Source organism: Nocardia sp. IFM 10818 (genome assembly GCF_054655275.1).
Genome location: NZ_BAAHJH010000001.1, coordinates 3,668,874 through 3,695,211, shown reverse-complemented (window position 1 = coordinate 3,695,211; position 26,338 = coordinate 3,668,874). Strand labels below are relative to the sequence as shown.

Sequence of the window (26,338 nt, the reverse complement as noted above, 5' to 3'; positions counted from 1 at the left end):
TCCCGCAACGCCGCAGGCGCGACCAAGACGTTGCGCACGTCTTCGAGGCAGGCTTCAGTTTCGTACATCGAGCGTTTCCTCCGCGCAGGCATCAGTTCGGACGGTCACCTTCCGCGGATACCGGCTGAGACGTTCCTCGTTGCCGGTGCCGGGGTTGCTCATGCTGGGCCGAACTCCTCGTCGATCAGATCCAAAAGTTCACTGTCGGAGGTGAATTCGAGGTCGTCGAACTCGCCCTCCGACCATTGGCCCCCCAGGTAGGCGCGCAGGCGCTCGTTGACGCCCCGCAGTCCGGCGACGGTTTCGTCGCTGTCGCCGGCAGTGGCGATGATGCGTTCGAGCAGCGCCTCGAGCTGCGCGATGTCGGCGGGCGCCGCGGCCGCCGGCGTCGATTGCGCGGGCGCGGTCACCACGGTCTGCGCCAGCAGGTAGCCGGCGACCTCGCCCCCATTGGGGTAGTCGAACACCAGGGTCGAGGGCAGCGACAGGCCCGTCGCCTTCGCCAACCGGTTCCGGAATTCCACTCCGCCGAGGGAATCGAAGCCGAGTTCGTCGAAGCCGCGATCGGGTCCGATGTCGTCGATCGACTCGTAGCCCAGCACCGCCGCCGCGTGTTCGCGCACCAGGTCCAGGACCACGCCCCGGCGCTCGGCCTCCGCCACGCCGTGCAGCCGTTCTCCGAGAGCCGGTTCGGCGGCCGATGTCGTGGCCGAGCGGCCGGGCGCCCGAACGAATCCGCGCAACACCGCGGGGACCAGGCCGCCGTGCGCTTCCATGCGCAGCTTGTCGGTGTCCAGGTGCAGCAGCGCCGACACCGGTTCCGCCGTGGTGAGCGATTCGTCGAACAATCGCAGGCCGTCGGCGCGGTCGAGCGGGGCCATGCCCAGTCGCTCCAACCGGCTCATGGCGGTGCGATCCAATGCGCCGGTCATGCCGAGGTCCCGCTGCCACGGACCCCAGGCCAGGGCCAGCGCCGGTAGGCCTTCGGCCCGGCGCTGCAGGGCGAGAGCGTCCAGGAAGCTGTTCGCGGCAGCGTAATTCGCCTGCCCGGCCGAACCGATCAGTCCGGCGATCGACGAGAACAGCACGAACGCGGACAGATTCAGGTCGCGGGTGAGCTCGTGCAGGTGCCGGGCCGCATCGGCCTTGGGCGCGAACACCCGATCGACCTGCGCGTCGGTGAGCGTGTGGAAGGTGCCGTCGTCGAGCACGCCCGCGGTGTGCACGACACCGGTGAGCGGAGCCTCGGCGGGCAGGCCCGACAGCAGATCGCGGAGTGCGTCGCGGTCGGTGACATCGCAGGCGGCGATGCTCACCTCGGCGCCGAGGCCGGACAGCTCCGCCGCGAGATCCGGTGCGCCGTCGGCTCGCTCGCCGCGGCGCGACACCAGCAGCAGCCGCCGCACACCGTGGTCGGCGACCAGGCGCCGGGCCACCAGCGAGCCCAATCCCCCGGTGCCGCCGGTGACCAGCACGGTTCCGGACCCGAACGAGACCTGTTCCACGGCAGTGGATGTCACCGCCTCCAGTCGTGGGGTCAGGGCGCGGTCACCCCGCAGCGCGAGCTGCGGCTCTCCGGTGGCGATCGCCGCGCGGATCGAGTCGGCGGAGATGCGGGTTCCCTCGGATTCGTCGCCGTCGAGCAACACTATCCGGCCCGGGTATTCGGTTTGAGCGCTCTTGATCAGTCCCGCGACCGCGGCCGCCGCGGTATCCGGCGCCGCATCGGGCAGCGCCGCCGCCCGCGCGGTCACCACGACCAGCTGTGACCGCGCGAATCGGTCGTCGGCGAGCCAATCTCGCACCGTGTGGAGCGCGGTCTTCACCCGATCGCTCGCGGATGATCGCGAACCATCCTGCAGTGCACCGGGTTCGGTCCACACCACGATCTCCGGAACGGTCGCCGCCGCGGCGAGTGCCGCCAGATCCTGGTACCGCTGGTCGATTCCGGCCACACGCGCGGTTCCGAGCACGGCCATGCTCCCGGTCACCGGGAGTCCGCCTGCCAGGTCGACTGCGGCCCAGCGCAACCCGTACCGTGCCGCCCGTCCGCCCGAGAGCGTGGCGCGGAACTGCTGGACGTCGTAGGAGCGCATGACCACTTCGTCGATGGACACCACCGGGTTTCCGTCCTGGTCGACGGCCACGACGGCAATGGCCTCGCTGCTGCGCTGGACGGCCATCACCCGCAGGCTGGTGACCCTGGATGTGGTGTGGAATTGCGTTGCGCCCCAGCGGAACAAGAGTTTGCCCTCGGCCGGATTGCTGCCGAGATCGGGCCAGATCAAGGTGACGAGCCCGGCGTGCATCACCATGTCGAACAGTCCGGGATGCAGCTGGAACCCGTCGGCCGGGACTTCCGGGTTCAGGGTGATTTCGGAGAACGTCGTGCCGCCGCTGTGCCAGGCGGCATCGACGCCGAGGAACGAGGGACCGTAGGCCAGTCCGGAGACGCGCGTCGCGTGCGCCGGAATCCAGTCGGTGTCCACCGGTTCGCCCTCGACCGGCGGCCACGGTGCGGTGCGCAGCATATCCATGAGCCCGATGTCGACCAATGGCCGGCCGCTCAGGACGCCACTGGCATTGCGCGTCCACTCGATGCCCGCGCTGTCGCCGGTGAGGCGGTAGTAGAACGTGAACGATCGGCGTCCGGTGGAATCCGGTTCGCGCACCAGGACCTGGAGTTCGACGGCGCCGTCCGGCGGCGGCAGGATCGGCGCTTCGAGGATGAACTCCTCGACGACCTCGCAGCCGATTCGCCGGCCCGCGACCAGCAGCATCTCCATGAGCGCGGCGCTCGGGACGACCACCACGCCGTAGGTGGTGTGGTCGGCGATCCAGGGATGGGTGCGCAGCGCGAGCCGCCCGGTGAACAACCACTCGTCGCGCTCGGCCACCCGCACCACATCGGTGAGCAGCGCGTGGTCCGAACCGGTGTGCCCGGAGTCTGTGAGGGCGGGTTCCAGCCAGTACCGCCGGTGTTCGAAGGCATAGGTGGGCAAGGAGACTCGTGTCATCCGGCGGTCGGTGAACAGCGGCGACCAATCGATGGCCAGACCGGCGGTGTGCGCCTGGCCGAGCATGGTCAGGAACTGTCCGACCTCGTCGTGATCGCGGCGGGCGGCCGCGGCGACCACCGAGCGCGCCTCGATATCCGCGGGCAGGGTCTGCCGGGTCAGCGCCGCCAGCACCGCGTCGGGTCCGATTTCCAGGAACCGGCGCACGCCCGAGGCCGCCAGCGACTCGACGCCGGGCGCGAAACGCACCGCGCCGCGCACCTGTGACACCCAGTACGCCGGGTCCAGGATCTCGTCCTGGGCGATCCGGCCGGAGAGGTTGGATACCAACGGAATCCGTGGGGCGTGGTAGGCCACGCTCCCCGCCACGGTCTCGAATTCGGCGAGCATGGGCTCCATCCGGTGGGAATGGAACGCGTGCGACACCCGCAATCGGCTCGTCTTGCGGCCCTGCTCGGCGAACCGCCGCTCGATCGCGCCGACGAGGTCCTCGTCACCCGAGACCACTACGGCCCCAGGGGCATTCACCGCTGCCACCGACACCCGATCCCCGAGTCCGGCCATCGCCGCCTCGATCTCGGTCTCGGACGCGGCGACCGCGAGCATCGCGCCGCCTTCCGGCAGCGCCTCCATCAGCCGCCCGCGGGCCGCGACCAGCCGGCAGGCGTCTTCGAGTGACCACACGCCGGCCACGTGTGCCGCGGCCAGTTCACCGATCGAATGCCCGATCACCACATCCGGGACGACGCCGAACGACTCCAGCAGCCGGTACAGCGCCACTTCGAAGGCGAACAGCGCGGGCTGGGTCAGCCGTGTCCGATCCAGCATCCCGGTGTCCGCGGCGACTCCCTGATCGTCGAGCAGGTGTCCGGTGAACATCGCTTGCTTCAAGGAGCATTCGAGCAGCGGATCGAATTGCGCGCACATCTCTTCCAGCGCCGCGGCGAATACCGGGAAGGACTCGGACAGGCCCGCGCCCATTCCCACTCGCTGTGCGCCCTGACCGGTGAACAGGAAGGCGGTCTTCCCGGAGCCGACCGTGCCGGAAACCACTCCGGCAGTAGCGGATCCGGCGGCCAGTTGCGCCAGGCGCGCCAGCAGTTCGTCGCGATCGCCGCCCAGCACGACGGCACGCACCTCGTGCTGCGCGCGGGTTGTCATGAGCGAGTACGCCACATCCGCCGGATCGGCGTCGGGGTGTTCGGCGAGCCACTGCCGCAGGTTCGCCGCCTGTGCCCGGAGGGCGGTGTCGTTCTTGGCGGAGACCAGCATCGGTAGGACCGGGGCGGGGCGATCGGCCGCCGGTGCCGAGACAACCGCCGCCGGGGCGGGCGCTTCTTCGAGGATCGCGTGCGCATTGGTGCCGCTGACACCGAACGACGACACGCCCGCGCGGCGGACCCGTCCGCCGGCCGGCCACGGCTGCGCCTCGGTCAATAGCTCGACATCACCCGCGGACCAGTCCACGTGCGGGCTCGGTGCGTCGACATGCAGTGTCTTGGGCAGGGTTTCGTGGCGCAGCGCCTGCACCATCTTGATCACGCCGCCGACACCGGCCGCCGCCACCGTGTGGCCGATATTCGACTTGATCGATCCGATGCGCAGCGGCCGGTCGGCACGGTTCTGCCCGTACGCCGCGATGAGCGCCTGGGCTTCGATGGGATCGCCCAGTGTCGTGCCGGTGCCGTGGGCTTCCACCGCGTCGATGTCCGACGGCTCCAGACCGGCATTGGCCAGCGCGGCCGCGATCACCCGCTCCTGGGAGGGACCGTTGGGCGCGGTCAGGCCATTGCTCGCGCCGTCCTGGTTCACCGCGGTCCCGCGCACGAGGGCGAGAATGTTGTGGCCCAGGCGGCGGGCGTCGGAGAGCCGCTCGAGCACCAGCACGCCGACGCCCTCGGCGAAGGCGACGCCATCGGCCGAGGCGGAGAACGCCTTGCACCGTCCATCGGGCGAAAGACCGCGCTGCCGTGCGAAATCCACGTACAGGTACGGGCTGGCCGCCACCGTCACACCGCTGGCCAGGGCGAGCGAACTCTCCCCTTGGCGCAGCGCCTGGCAGGCCAGGTGCAGGGAGACCAGCGAGGACGAGCAGGCGGTGTCGACGGTGACCGCCGGGCCTTCCAGGCCCAGGACGTAGGCCACGCGACCCGACATGACGCTGCTGGTGGTGCCGGTGAGCCGGTAGCCCTCCAGGTCTCCGGCGACCCGGTCGACATAGCCCGAGTAGCCCGCGCCGACGTACACCCCGGCGTCGCTGCCGCGCAGTGACGCCGGATCGATGCCCGCGTCTTCCAGGGCTTCCCAGGACACCTCCAGCAGCAGCCGTTGCTGCGGGTCCATGGCGGAGGCCTCGCGGGGGCCGATACCGAAGAAGGCCGGGTCGAAATCGCCCGCGTCGTAGAGGAATCCGCCACGACGGGTGTAGACGGTACCGGGCTTGTCCGGGTTCTCGTCGAACAGGCGCTCCAGGTCCCAGCCGCGATCGGTCGGGAAGTCGCCGGTGGCGTCGGTGCCGGAGGCGACGAGATCCCAGAGCTGTTCCGGTGATTCGACGCCGCCGGGGAATTTGCAGGCCATGCCCACAATGGCGATCGGCTCGTCGGCCCGGGTGCGGCGTGCGGTCTTCTGGACGGGTTCGCCGACCGTCGGCTCGACGCGGGATTGCACCAGTTTCGCGACCGCCGCCGGGGTCGGGTAGTCGAACACCAGGGTCGAGGGCAGGTGCAGGCCGGTGGCCTTGCCGAGCCGGTTGCGGAATTCCACGCCGCCGAGGGAGTCGAAACCGATTTCGTCGAAGCGCCGCCCGGGCCGGATATCGGCGGACGAATCGTGGCCCAGCACCGCCGCGGCCTCGGTGAGCACGAGCTCCAGCACCAGTTCGCCACGCCGGGCTTGGGGCACACCTGCCAGCCGCGCGGCCAGCGTGCCCGTCGCCGCGGCGCCGGCCGCGGGTTGGGCCGGGCGGGCCGGGCGGCGCACGAAGCCGCGCAGGACCGCCGGGACGGTGTCGGCGTCGGACTCGCGGCGCAGGACAGTCGCGTCGAACCGGATGGGTGCCGGCCGGGCGTCCGTGTGTGCGAGCGCCTCATCGAACAGTCTTGTGCCTTCACCGTTTTCGAGCGGGCTCAGGCCCAGGCGATTCCATCGGGCGAGGGCGGCGCGGTCGAGACCACCGGTCATGCCGCTGCCCTGGTTCCACGGCCCCCACGCGAGCGACGTGGCGGCCTGCCCGGCGGCCCGCCGCTGGTGTGCGAGGGCGTCCAGGAAACCGTTCGCGGCAGCGTAATTGCCCTGCCCCGAGGATCCCAGCACTGTCGCGATCGACGAGAACACGACGAACGCGGACAGATTCATGTCGCGGGTCAGCTCGTCCAGATGCCAGGCTCCGTCGACCTTCGGCGCGAGCACCCGATCCAGCTGCTCGGCGGTCAGCGAGGTGATGGTGCCGTCGTCCAGGATTCCCGCGGTGTGCACGACCGCGGTCAGTGGGGCGGCGGGATCGATTGTCTCCAAGAGGTTTCGGACCGCGGTGCGGTCGGTGACATCGCACGCGACGATGCGCGCCTCGGCCCCGGCCCGCGCCAATTCGGCGACCAGTTCGGCGGCTCCGGGTGATTCCGGTCCCCGGCGCGAGGTCAGCAGCAGATTGCGCACACCGTGTTCGGCGACGAGATGCCGGGCGAAAAGCGCACCCAACCCGCCCGTACCGCCCGTGATCAGCACGGTCCCGTCCGCCAGCGACGGCCGCGTTACAGCGCCCACCGGCGACGTCGGTTTCGTTGGGCCCGAGTCCGCGGAGGCGCGCACCATTCGGGGAACCAGAATCTCCGCTCCCCGGACGGCAGTCTGCGGCTCCCCCGATCGCAGCACCGCCGCGATGCGATCGGCGTCGAGCGGCCGGGCCGGATCCTCGTCGACGAGGACGAATCGGTCCGGGTGTTCGGACTGTGCGCTGCGCAGCAATCCCGAGACCGCCGCCGCGGCCGGGTTCGCAGCCTCATCGGGGAGTCCGGCGGCGCCGGTTGTCACCGCGACCAACCGGACGCCGGACAGGCGTTGCTCGGCGAGCAGGGACTGCACCGTCGCCAATGCGCCCTGCACGCCGGCTCGTACCGATTCGGGGCCTGCGACGGCCGAACCTGCTGCGAAAGGTTCGGTCGCCCGCCACACCAGTGCCGCGGGAATATCCTCGGCCGCAACGACATCGGCGACCGACGCATAGTTCGTGCCGATTCCTGCCACCGTCGCGTCCCCGAGTACCGCCAGGGACGGTGCGGGGCGGCCGGTTCCCGTGATCGGCTCGGTGGTGGGTTCCCAGTGAACCCGGTAGAGACCCGCCGTGTCACCGACGAGGCTGCTCCGGAATTCCTTCACGTCGTAGGGTCGCATCACCACCGCGTCGACCGACACGATCGGATTGCCGTCCGGATCGACGGTCGCGACCGAAATCGTCTCGGGCCCGGACGCGACCGCGATGACTCGCAACGAGGTCACCTCGGACGGCCACTGCCCGTCCTCGGTGGCCGGCTCGTGGAATCGTGCGCCGCCCCAACGGAACAGCAATCTGCCGCTGTCGGGATCGGAATCCGCGTCGCGCCACAGCAATCCGGCGAATCCCGCGTGCATGACCATATCCAGCAGGGCCGGGTGCAGGACGTGCCGTCCCGGCTCGGGCGCGGCCTCGGTGTTCAGGGCGATCTCGGAGAAGACGGCGTCCTCGCTCCGCCAGGCGGCGCGCACTCCGATGAACGCCGGCCCGTACTCGAGCCCGGCGAGGTGGGCGATCCGCTCCGGAAGTCGCTCGCTGTCGAGGACTTCGGCGGCGGCCGGTGGCCATTGCGCGTCCCGCAAGCGCGCCAGCAGCGTCGCATCGCCTTGCGCCCCGGCCGCGAGCACACCGGTGGCGTTGTGGATCCATTCGGCGTCGGAGGAGGTGCGGAAGTAGAACTCGAACGGACGCCGCCCGGACTCGTCGGCCGCCTGCACCAGCACCTGGAGCTCGACCTCGTCGTCGGTGGTCGGCAGGATCGGCGCTTGCAGGGTGAGTTCCTCGACCGCACCGCAACCGATCCGGCGGCCCGCGACGAGGAGGAACTCGATGAAGGTCGCGCTGGGCACGACGACCACGCCGTAGGTCATGTGGTCGGCGATCCACGGATGGGTCCGCAGCGAGAACCGGCCGGTCAGCAGCCACTCGTCGCTGGCGGCGAGCCCGACCACGCCGGTCAGGATGGGGTGGTCCGCGGACGACTGCGGCGCGTCGGACGCGCCCGCCAACCAGAAGCGGCGACGCTGGAAGGCGTAGGTGGGCAATGGAACCCGGCGCAGTGCGCGGCCCGCGAACCACGAAGCCCAGTCCACTCGCGCACCCGCGACATGCACCTGCGCCAAGGACGCAGCGAACTGCTCGACCTCGTCGACCGACCGCCGCGACGCCGCCGCCACCGAGGACGCCGACTCGATCTCCGGGTTCTCGGCCAGCACGCCGCGCGTCATCGCCGCCAGCACCGCGTCGGGGCCGACCTCGACGAATCGTCGCACACCGCTGGCGACCAGCGTGTCCACGCCCGGCGCGAACCGGACGCAACCGCGCAGCTGCCGCACCCAGTACTCCGGATCGGTCACCGCGTTTCCGGCGAGCTCACCGGACACGTTGGACACGATCGGCTTACGCGGCGCACGGAACTCGATGCCGCTGGCCACCGCACGGAACTCGGCCAGCATCGGATCCATGCGCGCCGAATGGAACGCATGGCTGACCCGCAGGCGATTCGTCTTCACGCCTGCGGCGGACAGTTGCTGCTCGATCTCGTCGATGACGTCAGCGTCGCCGGACAGCACCGTCGACGACGGACCGTTCACCGCCGCGATCGATACGCGGTCGGCGAAAGCGGCGATGATTGTGGCCGCTCGGTCTTCACCGACCGCCACCGCGAGCATGGCGCCGCCCACCGGCAGCGCGCCCATCAACCGGCCCCTCGCTGCCACCAGCGTGCAGGCATCCGGGAGCGACCACACTCCCGCCACATACGCTGCGGCCAGCTCACCGATCGAGTGGCCGATCACTACATCCGGTGTGACACCGAAGGATTCGAGCAGTCGGTACAGCGCCACCTCGAACGCGAACAACGCGGGCTGAGTGAACTCGGTCCGATCCAGTACGCCCTCGGCGTCGGCGAACATCAGGTCCTTCAGCGACCGGCCCAGCAGCGGATCGAACTGCGCGCAGATCTCATCCATTGCCGCCGCGAACACCGGGAACGCCTCGTACAGACCCGCACCCATGCCCGCGCGCTGCGCGCCTTGGCCCGTGAACAGAATGGCCGTCCGATCGGAACCGGCATGCCCTTCGATCGCGCCCCGCGCACCCGCGGCCAGATCGGCCAGCCCGGACAGCAACTCGTCCCGGTCACTCCCGACAACCACACCGCGCCGGTCCAACTGAGCCCGCGACGTCACCAGAGAGTAGGCCGTATCCCACACATCGGCCTCGGGATCGGCGATCAACCACTGCCGCAGCCGATCCGCCTGAGCACGCAGCGCTTCCTCGGACTTCGCCGATATCAGCAGCGGAATGATATCGACAGCAACGGTTTTCGCAGCCGCAGCCGGTTCGGCCCCGGCAACGGGCCCGGCGGCGGGTGCGTCAGCCGGTCCGGTGACAGGCGCAACTGGCTCTCCGGCAACAGGCGCGACCGACGCTCCGGCAACAGATGCGACCGCTCCTCCGGCGACAGATGCGGCAGGCGCTGAGTCGACAGATGCGCCCCGTGTTGACGCGACAGGAGCGACAGGAGCTGAGGCGGAAAGCGCAGCAGGTGTTGAGGCGGCAGGTGCGGCAGGCGCCGAGGCGGCAGCAGGCGCTGGGGCGGCAGGAGCGGCAGGCGCTGGGGCGGCAGGCGCGGCAGGCGCTGGGGCGGCAGGCGCGGCAGGCGCTGGGGCGGCAGGCGCTGGGGCGGCGGGTGCTTCGGCGACCGGTGCAGCGGGCGCTTCTTCGAGGATGAGGTGGGCATTGGTGCCGCTGGCGCCGAACGACGACACCCCGGCCCGCCGGACCCGCTCCCCCGCCGGCCACGGCTCGCTGTCCTGCAGCAGCCGCACCGTGCCCGCCGACCAATCCACATGCGGGGTCGGCGCATCCACGTGCAAGGTCTTGGGCAGCACGCCGTGGCGCATGGCCTGCACCATCTTGATCACACCGCCGACACCCGCGGCGGCCGAGGTGTGACCGATGTTCGACTTCAACGATCCCACGCGCAGCGGGCCGCTCTCCCGCCGCGTGCCGTACGCGCTGATCAGTGCCCGCGCCTCGATGGGATCGCCGAGCATGGTGCCGGTGCCGTGCGCCTCCACCGCGTCGATATCCGACGGGGCCAGACCGGCATTCGCCAGCGCGGCCGCGATCACGCGCTCCTGCGAGGGGCCGTTGGGCGCGGTCAGGCCGTTGCTCGCACCATCCTGATTGACCGCACTGCCACGAATCACCGCCAGCACGGTGTGACCCAGCCGCTGAGCGTCGGACAATCGCTCCAGCACCAGCACGCCGAGCCCCTCGGAGAATCCGGTCCCGTCCGCGGCTGCCGCGAAGGCCTTACACCGCGCGTCCGGCGACAAGGCGCGCTGGCGTGCGAAGGCGATCAGCAGCGATGGATCCGACATGACGGTCACGCCGCCCGCGAGCGCGAGGGACGTATCGCCCTGTCGCAGTGCGTGGCACGCCAGATGCAATGCCACCAGCGACGACGAGCAGGCGGTGTCGACCGACAGGGCCGGGCCCTGGAATCCGAAGCTGTAGGCGATCCGGCCGGACAGCACCGCGTTCGACACACCCAGGTAGGCATGGCCTTCGGTCTCGGCGCTGATATTCGGCCCGCCGATGCGGGGGCCGTAGTTCTGGTGGATGACTCCCGCGAAAACACCGGTGTCGCTGCCGCGCAAGGACACCGGGTCGATGCCCGCGTCCTCGAGCGCCTGCCAGGTCGCCTCCAGCATCAGCCGCTGCTGCGGATCCATGGCCGCGGCCTCACGCGGGCCGATCCCGAAGAAGGCCGCGTCGAATTCGCCGATGGCATCGAGGAATCCACCGTCCCGGGTGTAGATGCCCCCCGGCACATCCGGATCCGGATCGAACAGCCGGTCCAGATCCCACCCTCGATCGGCCGGGTAGCCGCCGATGGCATCCACACCCTCGGCCGTGGTGCGCCACAGATCCTCCGGCGAGCGCACCCCACCGGGATAGCGGCACGCCATGCCGACGATGGCGATCGGCTCCCGCGATCGGTCGGTGAGCGCACGCAGTTGCTGTTTGGTCTCGTAGAGCTCTTTCGCGGTCTTCTTCAGATACCGGCGCAGCTCATCGTTGTCGGCCATGGGTGGAACTCCAGATCGTGGGTGCTCAGCTGAGAGGGGTGTTGAACTGCGTCAACTGATTTGGTCGATGAAGTCGAACAGCTCGCGATCATCCGCGTCGTCGAGACCGTCGACGCCGCTCACGTCGAGATCGGCGTCCTTGCCTTCGAGCTCACGCAGTAATGCCGTCAGCTTGGTCGCGATCTCGGACCGCTGCGCCGCCGACAGCTCCGCCGCGGCGCAACTGCGCGCCAGCGACTCGACCTCGGCCGCAAGGCGTTTCGCCGGATCATCGGCCGGAACGATCTCCTGCCGGAGATGACCGGCCAAGGCCTCCGGGGTGGGGTAGTCGAACATCGCCGTGGCCGACAACTGCACGCCCACAGCGGATTTCAAGCGGTTGCGGAATTCCATGACGCCGAGGGAGTCGAATCCGATATCGCTGAACGGCTTGTCCGCAGGGGTCGCATCGGCACTGGCGTGGCCCAGGACGAGCGAGGCCTGTGCGCGGATCACGTCGAGGATGACGCGATCCTGTTCGGCCGCCGGGAGGCCGAGCAGTCGCGCCACCAAGGACGCGGAGCCGGCGGTGCCGCCGTGCGACGCCGTCGGCGACGCGCTCGTTCCGACCACCCGCCGGTTCGACGGGCGCGCCAGTCCGCGCATGACCGCGCGCACCTCGTCCGGTCGCGCCTCGCCGAGCGCGGTCCGGTCGATCCGGATGGCCGCGAACTCCGGGCGACCGCCCGCCAGTGCGGCATCGAACATCGCCATACCGTCCGCATCGCCCACCGGAAGCAGCCCCTCGCGCCGCAACCGCGCGATGTCGGCCGCGCCGAGCCCGCTGGTCATACCGCCGCTCTGCTCCCACGGACCCCAGGCGATGGATGTCGCGGGCAGCCCGCTCACGCGCCGGTGTCGCGTCAGCGCGTCCAGGAAGGCATTGGCGGCCGCGTAGTTCGCCTGGCCCGGATTGCCGATCACACCGGCGATCGAGGAGTACAGCACGAACGCCGACAGATCCATGTCCTTGGTCGCCTCGTGCAGGTTCCAGGCCGCATCCACCTTGGGCCGCAATACCTTCGTGATCTGCTCCGGGGTCATGGCGGCGAACACGCCGTCGGCCAGGACACCCGCCGCATGCACGACGGCGGTCAGCGGGTGCCGCGCCGGGATCGACGCCAGCACCGCCTCCAATGCGCCCCGGTCGGCCGCATCGCACGCGACCACATCGACATGCGCACCGAGCGCGGTCAACTCGGCCACGAGCTCGGTCGCGCCGGGCGTATCCGGACCCCGCCTGCTCGCCAGGATGAGCCTGCGCACGCCGTGCTCGGTGATCAGGTGCCGTGCGGCGACAGCGCCCAGCCCTCCGGTGCCGCCGGTGATGAGAACGGTGCCCTCGGGCCGCAAGGGCGCAGGCACGGTGAGCACATTCTTGCCGATATGCCGCGCCTGGCTCAGGTACCGATACGCCTCGGGCGCCTGCCGCATATCCCACGCGATGGTCGGATACGGCGCCAGCGCACCGGCTTCGAAGAGTTCGACCAGCGCCGTCAGAATCTCGCGCAGCCGATCCGGCCCCGCCTCCATCAGCATGAAGCTGAAGTAGTCGACCCCCGGATACTCGGCGGCCACCTCGACCGGATCCCGCCGGTCGATCATGCCCATCTCGACGAATCTGCCGCCACGCGGCAGCAGCCGCAGCGACGCGTCCACGAATTCGCCTGCCAGCGAGTCCAAGACGATGTCCGCACCGCGACCGCCGGTGACATCGAGAAACTTCTGCTCGAAGTCCAAGGTGCGCGAATTGCCGATGACGGAGTCATCGAAACCCAACCCGCGCAGCACATTCCATTTCGGCTCGCTGGCGGTGACCAGCAGGCGCAGACCCAGATGCCGCGCGATCTGCACAGCCGCCAAGCCGACGCCGCCGGTCGCGGCATGCAGCAGCAGCATCTCGCCCGGTTGCGCGGCAGCCAGGTCGACAAGGCCGTAGTAGGCGGTCGCATACACGATCGGAATCGCCGCCGCCTGAGTGAACGACCAGCCCCTCGGCATGGGCGCGAGCAGTCGCCGGTCGACCACCGCCATTGATCCGACACCCGGGATCAACCCGAAAACCCGGTCACCAGGCGCGAATTCGATCACATCCGAGGCGACCTCCACGACGACCCCGGCCCCCTCACCACCGGGCCGGCCGGCCTTGTCCGGGTAGGTCCCGAGTGCCATCAGCACATCCCGGAAGTTGAGCCCGACCGCCCGCACACTCACCCGAACCTGCCCCGGCGCAAGCGGTTCCAGCGCACTCGAATGCTCACCGATCGCGAAGTTGTCCGCGGCCAGCGTGCCCTTGTCGCGCAGCGTCAGCGCCCACGCCGGGGAATTCGACACCCCGAGATCAAGAGCACTCGACTCACCCCGATCCAGGCGCGGCGCATATGCCTTCCCGCCCCGGACGGCCTGCTGAGATTCCTCGCCCGTAGCCAATGCCAGGGCCACCGCCGATCGAACGTCCGCCCAGTCGTCGACATCCACAAGGAGAATCCGATCAGGATTCTCACTCTGCGCAGTCCGCAGCAAACCCCACGCCGCCGCCGTGCCCAGGTCAACCGACTCGTGCGCATGCACCGCCACCGCCTGCCGCGTCACCACGACAATAAGCCGATCCTGCACCAGCAGCCGCTGCACCCGCGCGGCCACGCTCGCGACAAGACCCCGTACCGCCGCGGGAAGATCGCCCTCGACGGCCGCGGGCTCGGCAGACGACAGCTCCGCAGACGACGCGTCAACGGACGCGGGCTCGGCGGCGAGGGCCCCGGCGAACGCGGGATCAGCGAACGCGGGATCAGCGAACGCGGACTCGGCAGACACGGACTCGGCAGACACGGACTCAACGGACGCGCGCTCCGCGGACGCGGACTCGGCGGGCGACAGTGCGTTCCACTGCTGCACGTCGAGCCGCAGCACCATCACGTCGCAACCCGCGATCGTAAGCGCCTCACCGTCGAAGTCAGGACTCCAGGCTGCTGGCTGTAGATGACCGTCGAACGTCGCGGTCTCAGCGCGCGACGAGGACGCATCGAGCCGCGACTCTGTTGCACCGTGCCCCGCGATCGGCACGATTTCACCCGCACCGGGAACGCCTACGGAACCAGCGGCCCTCGCGGCACCGGCGGGGATCTCGCTGTCGGCACCGCCTGGGACGTCGGCGACGTTTGCGATGTCGGCCGTTGTGGGCTCGCCCGAGGGTTCGGGTAGTGCGATCCAGTGCACTTCGTAGCCCACGCCTTCGGTGCGGCGTTGCGCTGCGCCGAGGGCAGTGGCCGACAGGCTGCGCAGTGTCAGGGCTTCCACCTCGGCCACCGCCATACCTGCGGGGTCGGCGAGAGTGAGGGCTATACGATCGCCGCCCGGGCCGGAGCCGGTCTTGGCGATACGGACTCGCAGGGTGGTCGCGCCGGTCGCGTACAGCGTGACGTTCTCCCAGGAGAACGGGACGGCGATCTGGCCGGACTCGGTGGCGGGAGCGAGGCCGCCGAGCAGGATGGCGTGGAGCGCGGCATCCAGCAGTGCCGGGTGTACACCGAATCTCGCGTCGTTCGATCCTGCGGACTCCGGGAGGACGACCTCGGCGAAAACCTCACCGCCGCGTGCCCACAGGGCAGTCAGGCCCTGGAATGCCGGGCCGTATTCGTAGCCGCGCTCGGCCAGGTGAGCGTAGGCATTGTCCAGATCGATCGCTGTCGCACCTGCGGGCGGCCAGCTCAGCTGCTCAGCCGCAGTCCCGCCGGAAGGATCGGGGGAACCGGCGAGCACCCGGGTGGTCGAACCGTCGACAGCAGGCGCGTCCGAATCATCGGTGACTGTCGCGACGGCGTGGCGAATCCACTGGTCCGCATCGTCATTCGGCGTTTCCGAGCCGGCGGTGGTCGAGCGCGAGTGCACCGACACCGTTCGCGCGCCGGTGGCATCCGGTGCGCCCGCGACCACGCGCAGGTCGACGGGCCCGGTGGCCGGGATGGGCAGGGGCGCTTCGATCACCAGTTCTGCCAGGCATGGGCAATCCACCGTGGTTCCCACGTGCAGAGCCAGGTCCACGAGGGCCGCGCCGGGGAGCAGCACCACTCCGGCCACGGTATGATCGGCCAGCCAGGGGTGAGCGGATCGTGACAGTCTTCCGGTGAACACCACCTCCTGGGAGTCCGGGAGTCGCACCATGGCGTTCAGCAGCGGATGGCCCGCTCGGTCCAGGCCCGATTGCCACGGGTCCGGCGTTTCGAGTGGCCGTGCCCAGTAGCGTCGATGCTCGAATGCGTAAGTGGGCAAGGTCATTCGCTGCATCGAGCGGCCTGCGAACAGCGGTGTCCAGTCCACCCCGATACCGCTGACAGCGGCCTGGGCGAGCGCGGTCACGAGCTGCGGCGGTTCGTCGGTCGAGCGCCGGGCGGTGGCGATCACCGTCGATTTGGCTTCGACGGAGGGTGTTTCGGCCAGGCATTGCCGAGTCATGGCGGCCAGCACGGCATCCGGTCCGATCTCCACGAACCGCCGGGCGCCCGCCTCGATCAGGGTGTCGATCCCCGGTGCGAATCGGACGCATCCTCGCACCTGCGCGACCCAGTATTCGGGATCGGTCAGTTCGCCGGTGACCATGGTCGCCGTGAGGTTCGACACGATCGGCAGCAATGGTTCCCGGTAGGTCAATCCCGCGGCGACAGAGCGGAACTCGTCGAGCATCGGCTCCATCAGGACCGAATGGAATGCGTGGCTCACTCGCAGCCGGGAGGTCTTGGCTCCCTGCCCGGCAAGCCGATCTCCGATCTCGTCGATCGCGGCGGCTGCACCGGACAGCACCACCGAGGACGGGCCGTTCACCGCCGCCAGCGACACTCGACCGTCATAAGTGGCGAGCAAATCGGTGGTCTCGGCTTCCGGCATCGCGACCGCGAGCATGACCCCGCCCTGTGGCAAGGCACCCATCAGACGACCGCGCGCGACCACGATCGCACAGGCGTCCGGGAGCGTCCACACACCCGCCATGTACGCCGCGGTCAACTCACCGATCGAATGGCCGATCAGCAGATCCGGTGTGATGCCGAAGGATTCGATCAGACGGAAGAGCGCCACCTCGAACGCGAACAACGCCGGCTGGGTGAATTCGGTCCGGTCCAACACGCCGTCGGCATCGGTGAACATCAAGTCCCGCAGCGAGCGTCCCAGCAACGGATCGATCTGCGCGCAGACTTCGTCCAGGGCGGCCGCGAAGACCGGGAACGCCCGATACAGGCCCGCGCCCATACCGATTCGCTGTGCGCCCTGACCTGTGAACAAGAACGCGGTCTTTCCCGAACCTACCGTTCCCCGGATCGCATTCGGCGAACCAGCCGCCAGATCGGCCAGGCCCGACAGCAACTCGTCCCGATCCCGGCCGATGACGACCGCCCGATGGTCCAGCAACGCCCGAGAGGCCACCAATGACCGTGCCACCGCCCAGATATCGGCGTCCGGATGATCGGCCAGCCACGCCCGCAACCGCTCTGCTTGCCGACGCAGGCTCTCCTCGGACTTGGCCGACACCGGCCACGGCACGACGGCGAGATCGATATCCGGCCCGCCCGAACCATTCTCGGTCGTCGATACCGTCGGGACGGGCGCTTCCTCGATGATCACATGCGCGTTGGTGCCGCTGATGCCGAACGAGGACACCCCGGCCCGGCGCACCGCGCCGCCCGCCGACCACGACTGCGCCTCGGTCAGCACCTGTACCGCGCCCGCGGACCAATCCACGTGTGGCGACAGCTCATCCACGTGCAGGGTCTTCGGCAGCATCTCGTGCCGCAGGGCCTGCACCATCTTGATCACGCCGCCGACACCGGCCGCCGCCTGCGAGTGACCGATATTCGACTTGAGCGAACCGATACGCAGCGGCGTCCCCGCACGGTCCCGCCCGTAGGTGGCGATCAAGGCCTGCGCTTCGATGGGGTCGCCCAATGCCGTTCCCGTGCCGTGGGCTTCGACCACGTCCACGTCTTCCGGGCGCAGGCCGGCATTGGCCAATGCCGAGGCGATCACCCGCTGCTGCGAGGGACCGTTCGGCGCGGTCAGGCCATTGCTGGCCCCGTCCTGGTTGATCGCGCTGCCGCGCACCACCGCCAGGACGTCGTGGCCCAGGCGGCGGGCATCGGACAGGCGTTCCACGACCAGGACGGCCGCGCCCTCGGACCAGGCGACGCCGTCGGCCGCGGCCGAGAACGACTTGCATCGGCCGTCGCGGGCCAGACCGCGCTGGCGCGAGAACTCCTGGAAAACCATCGGTGTCGTCATCACCGTCGCACCGCCGACCAAGGCCAGCGAGCTCTCACCGTGACGCAGGGCCTGGCAGGCCAGGTGCAACGCCACCAGAGAGGACGAGCAGGCGGTGTCGACGGTCATCGCCGGACCTTCCAAACCCAGCGCGTAGGCCACCCGTCCCGAGACCACGCTGCCCAGGCCGCCGGTGAGGACATAGCCCTCGACCTCGGGACCGGCCTTGCCGATCACCGCCTCGTAGTCCTGGTACATCACGCCCGTGTAGACGCCGGTGTCGCTGCCGCGCAACGAGGTCGGGTCGATACCCGCGTGCTCCAGCGCTTCCCAGGACACCTCCAGCAGCAACCGCTGCTGCGGGTCCATCGCCGTCGCCTCGCGCGGGCCGATACCGAAGAAGCCCGGATCGAAATCGCCCGCGTTGTCGAGGAATCCGCCACGACGGGTGTAGACCGTCCCCGACGTGCCGGGATCCGGGTCGAAGAGCCGCTCCAGGTCCCAGTCGCGGTCCGCCGGGAACTCACCGGTCGCATCCGTTCCGGTCGCGACCAGATCCCAGAGCGCATCCGGTGATTCGACGCCGCCGGGGAAACGGCAGGCCATGCCCACGATGGCGATGGGCTCGTCCACGCGGGCCCGGCGCGACACCCGCGCCGGCTGGGCGCCGGACTCCGTGCCCTCGATCTTGGAGAGCAGCAGGGCGGCGACGGCCGCGGCGGTGGGATGGTCGAAGACCAAGGTGGACGGCAATTGGACACCGGAGGCCTTCGACAGCCGGTTGCGGAATTCGACGCCGCCGAGCGAGTCGATGCCCAGGGCGTCGAAACGCTCACCGGCACCGATATCTTCGGCGGAGGCGTGCCCCAGCACCGCTGCCACGTGCTCCCGGACCAGGCCGAGCACCACATCGGCGCGCTGCGCCTCCGGCACCCGACTCAGCCGGGCGCCCAGCGAACTCGACGCGGCCGCAGTGCGATCCGTGGCGCGGGGCAGGAAGCCGCGCAGCACCGCCGGCACGACGCCGTCACGCGCTTCGCGCCGCAGCTGCGCCGGGTCGAACCGGATCGCCGTCAAATGCGCGGCAGCACGGCCGATGGCCGCATCGAACAACCGCAGCCCTTCGTCGTTCTCGATCGGGTGCAGACCGAGCCGCTCCCAGCGGGCGACGGCGCTGCGATCCAGGCGACCCGTCATACCGGTCGCCGAGTTCCACGGACCCCAAGCCAGTGACAGCGCCGACAGTCCTTCGGTGCGCCGGCGGTGCGCCAGCGCGTCGAGGAAGGCATTGGCCGCGGCGTAGTTGGCCTGGCCTGCCGATCCGATCGTGGCGGCAACAGAGGAGAACAGGACGAAGGCGGACAAGTGCAGGCCGCGAGTGAGCTCGTGCACGTGCCAGGCGGCCTCTGCCTTGGCGATGAAGACTCGCCCCAACTGCTCGCCGGTGAGACCCGCGAGCGTGCCGTCATCGAGGACACCCGCCGCATGGACCACACCGGTCAGCGGATGCTCGGCCGCGATCGACTCCAGCAGCGCACGCAGGGCTTCCCGATCACCGACATCGCAGGCCGCCACCCGGACTGTGGCTCCGGCAGCTGCCAACTCGGACACCAGGTTTCTTGCACCGTCGGCTGCTTCACCACGCCTGGACACCAGCAACAGGTCGCGGACGCCATGCGCGGCGACCAGATGCCGTGCCATCAGCGCACCCAGGCCACCGGTACCGCCCGTGATCAGGACGGTGCCCTCACCGAGCGGCAGCGCCGAGCCTCGTCCCGATCGGCGATGGAGGTCGCGCAACAGGTCAGTGCCCGACTGCGGCGCGCCGGCCTGCTCGACGACGCCGTCCGACTGCGACGCATCAGCCTGATCGACCTGACCATCCGCCTGCGGCGCGCCAGCTTCCCCGACCCGACCGCCCGACCGCGCCGCCTCACCCTGAGCGACGTGGCCGTCCGACTGCGCGGCATCACCCCAAGCGGCGCGGTCGTACGACTGCGCAGCGTCACCCCGAGCGACGCGGCCGTTCGATTGCGGCGTGTCGGCCTGATCGACGCGCCCGTCTGAATGCGACGCGTCGGCCTGAACGACGTGGCCGTCCGAGGGGCCGCTGATCCGGTCGATGATGGACCCATCGCGCTGGTGCGGTGCCCGCTCGGTATTGCGGTCGGATCGTGCTCGCACCAGTCGCGGCAGGAGTAGGGTTCCGCCGCGCACAGCGGCCTGTGATTCGCCTGCCGCGATCACCGCGCCGATGAGCGTCGGATCACTCGGGGCCGCAATGGCCGAGGGATCGGTGTCGATCAGAATGAATCGGCCCGGATATTCGGATTGGGCGCTGCGCATCAGGCCCCAGACGGCCGCGGCGGCGAGGTTCGGTGTCTCGTCCGGCAGTGCGGCAGCGTTCCTCGTCAATACAACCAGCCGGGTGTCGGCCACGCGGGCCTCGGCCAGCCAGTTCTGTACCGTCGCCAGCACCGTTTCCAAGTGGGCGCGCACGGCCGCCGGATCGGCGGCTACGGCCTCCGGACCCCATATGACGACATCCGGGATCTCTGGGAGGGCAACGAGTTCCGAGAGGCTCGGGCGAAATGTTCCGATTCCGGCGATCGGCTCGGAACCGAGTACGGCCATCCGGGCCGGGGACACGTTCGCGGCCGGTGCGGGCGTCCACTGGATCTCGTAGAGGTCGGTGTCGTTCCCGGCCAGTGCGCCGCGCAGTTGCCGGACGTCGTAGGGCCGCATGACGACCGCGTCGACGGAGACCACGGGCTGCCCCGAATCATCGACGGCAGCAACGGAAATGGTCTCGGGCCCGGTGGAGGTCGCGATGACTCGCAGAGTCGTTGCTTTGGGAAGCGGATGATGCAATCGTGCTCCGCCCCAGCGGAACAGCAACCGGCCGGTGACCGGATCGCTGTCCTGCCCGCGCCAGAGGAGCCCGGCGAGTCCGGCGTGCAGTACGAGATCGAGCAGGGCCGGATGCAGGTCGAAACGCTCGGAGTCGGGCGCGGCGGTCGTATTCAGGGCGATCTCGGAGAAGACGGTTTCGCCGCGCCGCCATGCGGCGGTGACGCCGGTGAACGCCGGGCCGTATTCGAGGCCGGATCCTGCGGCGATCAGCTCGGGAATCGCTGCGGCATCGAGGGTTTCGGCGTCGGCCGGCGGCCAGGGTTCGGCTCGGAGCTGATCCAGCAGCGCGTCCTCGCCGCCCCGGGACGGGGCGAGGACGCCGCTGGCGTTGCGCACCCATTCACCGGCCGCGCTCGCCGCACGGAAGTAGAACCCGAACTGCCGCCGCCCGGCGTGGTCGGGCTCCCCCACCGACACTTGGAGTTCCACCTCGTCGTCGTGTGACGGCGGGATCGGGGCTTCCAGGGTCAGTTCCTCGACGACGCCGCAATCGATTCGACTGCCCGCGGTGAGCAGGAACTCGACGAGGGCCGCACTCGGTAGCACGACGGTGCCGTAGGTCGCGTGATCGGCGACCCACGGCTCGGTGGCCAGCGAGAAGCGGCCGGTGCAGACGAACTCCTCCTTACCGGCCACCGGCACCACGCCGGTGAGCAGCGGATGGGCCCGGTCGCCGCCGGCGGCTTCGGGACGCGGCGGCAGCCAGAAGCGCTGGCGCTGGAAGGCGTAGGTGGGCAGGGGAATTCGCGGTGCCGGCCCGCGACGGAACAGTGGCGTCCAATCCACGCGCACACCGGCCGTGTGGGCCTGCGCCAGCATTGTCAGGAACTGCTGGGGCTCATCGTGATCCCGGCGCGCGGCCGCGGCGACAATCGCCTCCGCGCCCTCCGGAAGGGTCTGCCGGGCCATCGCGGTCAGCACCGCGTCGGGTCCCACTTCCAGGAACCGGCGCACATCCGCCGCGAGCAAGGTTTCGAGGCCCGGCGCGAATCGCACCGCGGCCCGTACTTGCCGAACCCAGTACGCGGGTTCGAGCACCTCGTCCCCGGCAAGCTCGCCGGACACATTGGACACCACCGGCAGCCGAAGCCGCTTGTAGGTCAATTCCTGTGCGACAGACTCGAATTCGGCCAGCATCGGCTCCATGCGATGCGAGTGGAAGGCATGGCTGACGCGCAGCCGCGAAGTCTTCCGGCCGCGCTCGGCGAAGAGGTCCTCGATCTCCGCGACGGCGTCCTCGTCGCCCGAGATGACCAGTCCCTCGGGCGCGTTCACCGCGGCGACCGACACGCGCCCCGAGTACCGGGTGATCGCATCGTTCACCTCAATTTCGGATGCCCCGATGGCCAGCATCGCTCCGCCCTCGGGCAGCGCGCCCATGAGGCGTCCGCGCGCCGCCACCAATCGGCAGGCATCCTCGAGCGACCACAGGCCCGCGATGTGGGCGGCCGCGAGTTCGCCGACCGAATGACCGATCAGCACATCCGGGGTGACGCCGAACGATTCCAGCAGGCGATGCAGTGCCACCTCGTAGGCGAACAATGCGGGCTGCGTGAACTCCGTCCGGTCCAGCATCGTGGCTCCGACGCCGTCGACACCGCTGAACATGAGAGCCTTCAGCGAGCACCCCAGCAGCGGATCGAACTGCACGCACACCGAATCCAGCGCCTCGGCGAATACCGGGAACGCCTCGTACAGCCCGGCGCCCATGCCGATGCGCTGGGCGCCCTGACCGGTGAACAGGAAGGCCGTGCGGCCCGTGCCGACGACGCCTGCGATCACACCGGCGCCGGTCCCCGATTCGGCGAGATTCGCCAGCCGCTCGAGCAGCTCCTCCCGATCGCGGCCGAGGACCACGCTCCGCGAATCCAGCTGCGCTCGCGACGTCGCGAGCGCCCGGGCCACCGCCGCGATATCGATCTCCGGCCGCTCCGACAGCCAGGTGCGCAGCCGGGTGGCTTGTGCGCGCAGACCGGCTTCGCCCTTGCCCGAGACCAGCAATGGGATGACGGGCACGGTGACGGTCGACTGCCCCGCATCGTCTCCGGTGCCGCCCCCGGCGGCCGCCACCGATGCGGGCGGGGCTTCTTCGAGGATCACATGTGCATTGGTCCCGCTGATACCGAACGAGGACACGCCCGCGCGGCGCACCCGATCCCCGGCGCTCCAGGGTTCGGCCTCGGTCAGCAGGCGCACCGCGCCCGCCGACCAATCCACGTGCGGCGACGGCGTTTCGGCGTGCAGGGTGCGCGGCAGCCGCTCGTGCCGCATGGCCTGCACCATCTTGATCACACCGGCCACACCGGCGGCGGCGACGGCATGGCCGATATTCGACTTCAGGGAGCCGATGCGCACCGGTTCCCGATCGCCGCGATCTTGTCCGTAGGCGGCGATCAACGCCTGCGCCTCGATCGGATCACCGAGCTTCGTCCCGGTGCCGTGCGCCTCGACCGCGTCCACCTCGGCCGCCGTGAGTCCCGCATGGGCGAGGGCCTGCGCGATCACCCGTTCCTGCGACGGACCGTTGGGCGCGCTCAGGCCATTGCTCGCGCCGTCCTGGTTCACCGCGCTGCCGCGGATGACGGCCAGGATAGTGTGGCCGCGCCGTTGTGCGTCCGAAAGTCGTTCGAGGACAAGGACGCCCGACCCCTCCGACCATGTCACGCCATCGGCGGCGGCGGAGAACGGCTTGCAGCGACCATCGGGCGACAGGCCGCGCTGGCGGGCGAAGTCCACGAACAGGGAGGGGCCGGCCGCGACGGTCACGCCGCCGGCGAGCACCAGCGAGCTGTCGCCCTGGCGCAGCGCCTGGCAGGCCAGGTGCAGGGCCACCAGTGACGACGAGCATGCCGTATCCACCGTCACCGCCGGGCCTTCCAGACCGAACACGTAGGCGATGCGGCCCGAGATGACGCTGTGCGAGGTGCCGGTCAGCCGGTAACCCTCCAGGTCGCCGGTCACCCGGCGTGCGTAACCCGAGGAGCAGGCGCCGGCGAATACGGCGGTATCGCTGCCCCGCAACGACATCGGGTCGATGCCCGCGTCTTCCAGGGCTTCCCATGAGGTCTCGAGCAGCAACCGCTGCTGCGGATCCATCGCGAGTGCCTCGCGCGGGCTGATGCCGAAGAATCCGGGATCGAAATCACCTGCATCGCTGAGGAATCCACCGTGGCGGGTGTAGACCGTGCCGGGCTTGCCGGGGTCCGGGTCGAACAGCCGGTCCAGGTCCCAGCCTCGGTCCGTGGGGAATTCGCTGATCACGTCCCGGCCCGCGTCGACCAGGTTCCACAGGTCCTCGGCGGAGCGCACCCCGCCGGGGAAGCGGGCGCCGATGCCGACGATGGCAATGGGTTCGTCCGCGATCGCGCGCCGCGATACCCGGCGCCCGCCTGCCTCGGCGCCGGATGCACGGGCTTGCAGCAGTGCCGCAACGGCATTCGCGGTCGGATGATCGAAGATGAGTGATGCGGGCAGTGGCAGACCGGTGGCGCGGATCAGCCGATTGCGCAGCTCCACCCCGCTGACGGAGTCGATGCCGAACTCGGTGAACGGCAGATCGGGGTGAATCGATCGGGCCGACTCGTGACCCAGGACGGCCGCGGCGTGCTCGCGGACGATGTCGAGAACGATTGTGCCGCGCTGGAATTCGGGTGTATCCAGAAGTTTTCGGGCCAGCGGACCGTCGTGCCATGTTCGGGTCCGATCCCCGATATCCGCAACTCCGGCACCGGGGGTGCGGCGCTGGAATGCGTACGGCGGCAGATCGACTCGCGCACCACCGGGGGCGAGCGCACGCGGGACCACCGGGAATCCGGCGCAGTAGGCCTGTGCCAGCGACGCCAGGAACCGTTCCGGGCCGCCCTCGCCGCGCCGCAGCGATCCGACCACCGCCACGTCTTCGCCCGCACCGGCCGCCTCGGCGGTCAACCCGATGCCCATCGCGAGCACCGGATGCGGGCCGACCTCGACGAATCCGGTGATCCCGTCCGCGATGAGCGCCGATACGGCCTCGGCGAAGCGGATCGGTTCCCGCTCCGAGCGATACCAGTACTCGGCGTCCAGCTCCGCCGTATCGACGCGGCCGGCGACCACCGCGGAGAAGAACGGCACCGTCCCGGACCGCGGGCGGATCGGCTCGAGCTCGTCGAGCAACCGGTCACGGATTCGCTCGATCGCCTGGGAATGCGAAGCGTAATCAATGGCGACCCGGCGCGCCCGCACGCCATCGCGGGCGCAGTCGGCGAGGAAATCCTCCAGCGCCGAAACGTCACCTGACACGACGGTCTGCGCCGGTCCGTTCACCGCCGCGAGAGACAGCCGATCTCCCTGCGCCGCAAGACGTTCCCGCACCGCATCCGGGGCGAGCCCGACAGAGACCATGCCACCGCGTCCGGCCAGCTCCTCGGCGAGCGCGCGGGATCGTAGCGCCACCACGCGCCCCGCATCGGCCAGCGACAGCCCACCGGCCACGTGGGCGGCGGCGATCTCACCGTGGGAATGGCCGATCACCGCATCCGGTTCGACCCCGGCCGCGCGCCACATCCGCGCCAGGGACACCATGACCGCGAACAGCGCCGGTTGCACCACCTCCACGCGTTCCAGCGCGGGCGCACCGGCTTCGCGGCGCAGCACCGCCGTCAGCGACCAGTCGACGTACGGCGCCAGGGCCGCTTCGCATTCCGCAATGGATTCCGCGAATTCCCCGCCCGCATCCAGCAGTCCGAGCGCCATGCCCTCCCACTGGCTGCCATTGCCCGGGAAGACGAACGCGACCCGCCGCCGCTCGGCCCGCCCGGTCACCGGTTCGATCGACGGCGCGGGCGCGGACGGGTCGGCCAGGGCCGCCAGACCCGCCAGCAGCTCCTCCCGGTTCCGTCCGACAATGCCTCCGCGCCAGTCCATTTGGGCACGTGTGGTGAGCAGCGAGTGCGCCACGTCGACGGCGTTCAGCTCCGGATGGCGCAGCACCCACTCGCGCAGCCGGGCCGCCTGCGCGCCGACGCCGCTCTCGCTGCGCGCCGACACCACCCACGGCACCGCACCGGCAGCGTCGCCTCTCTGGGACGCGGCGGTGTCGACAGCGGGCGCTTCCTCCACGATCACGCCGGTACCCGAATCCCCCGCGCTGCCGCGGATCACGGCACGAATCCGGTCACCGTCGGCGACCGCCCGGGCAAGAGGTTTCAGCACCGCCAAACCGCCGCCCGCGCCCTGCCCGATTTCCCCGGCCAAGGCCAGATCGCTGGCGCCGCTGCGCAGGCTCTCATATGCCAACTGGACGGCGGCGGGTGTGGAATCCTGTGCGCTGTCGACCACGACGCTCGGGCCGTTGAATCGGAAGTAGTTCGAAATACGGTGGGCTGCACGGTTTTCGGCACCGCCACCGCCGATGCCGCTGAGGAACACCCCGAATCGCCGGGCATCGTGCGCCGCCCCGGCCAGGCCGGCGTCCTCGACCGCCTCCCAGCTCAGCTCCAGTGCCAGCAGCTCCCGCGAATCGATGCTCCGGGCCTCGTCCGGCGCGATCCCGAAGAAGTCCGCGTCGAACTGCCCTGTGGTGTCCGCGAAGTCAGGATCGGCCGCGTCCGGCATTCTGCGAGACATGCCAACAATAGCGACGGCAAAAGCCGACCCGGTCACCTCTGACACCCCTGAACATCCTTCCTCAGTGCACGCTCCCCCCGTCAACATCTGCCGTCTAATTCGCAGTTCTAAACTTGCGATTTCATTAAGTTTCGTTGAAGTAAAGA

Annotated in this window: 2 pseudogenes; both read right to left on the bottom strand. The window is 69.9% G+C overall.

Going from position 1 to position 26,338, the window contains the following annotated elements:
• Nucleotides 1–158: 158 nt before the first annotated feature.
• A pseudogene (locus ACYQ5L_RS16805) lies at nt 159–11,363 on the bottom strand (SDR family NAD(P)-dependent oxidoreductase); the annotation flags it as partial.
• Between the two features lie 78 nt (nt 11,364–11,441).
• Nucleotides 11,442–26,144: pseudogene (locus tag ACYQ5L_RS16800) on the bottom strand (SDR family NAD(P)-dependent oxidoreductase); the annotation flags it as partial.
• Between the last annotated feature and the right edge of the window lie 194 nt (nt 26,145–26,338).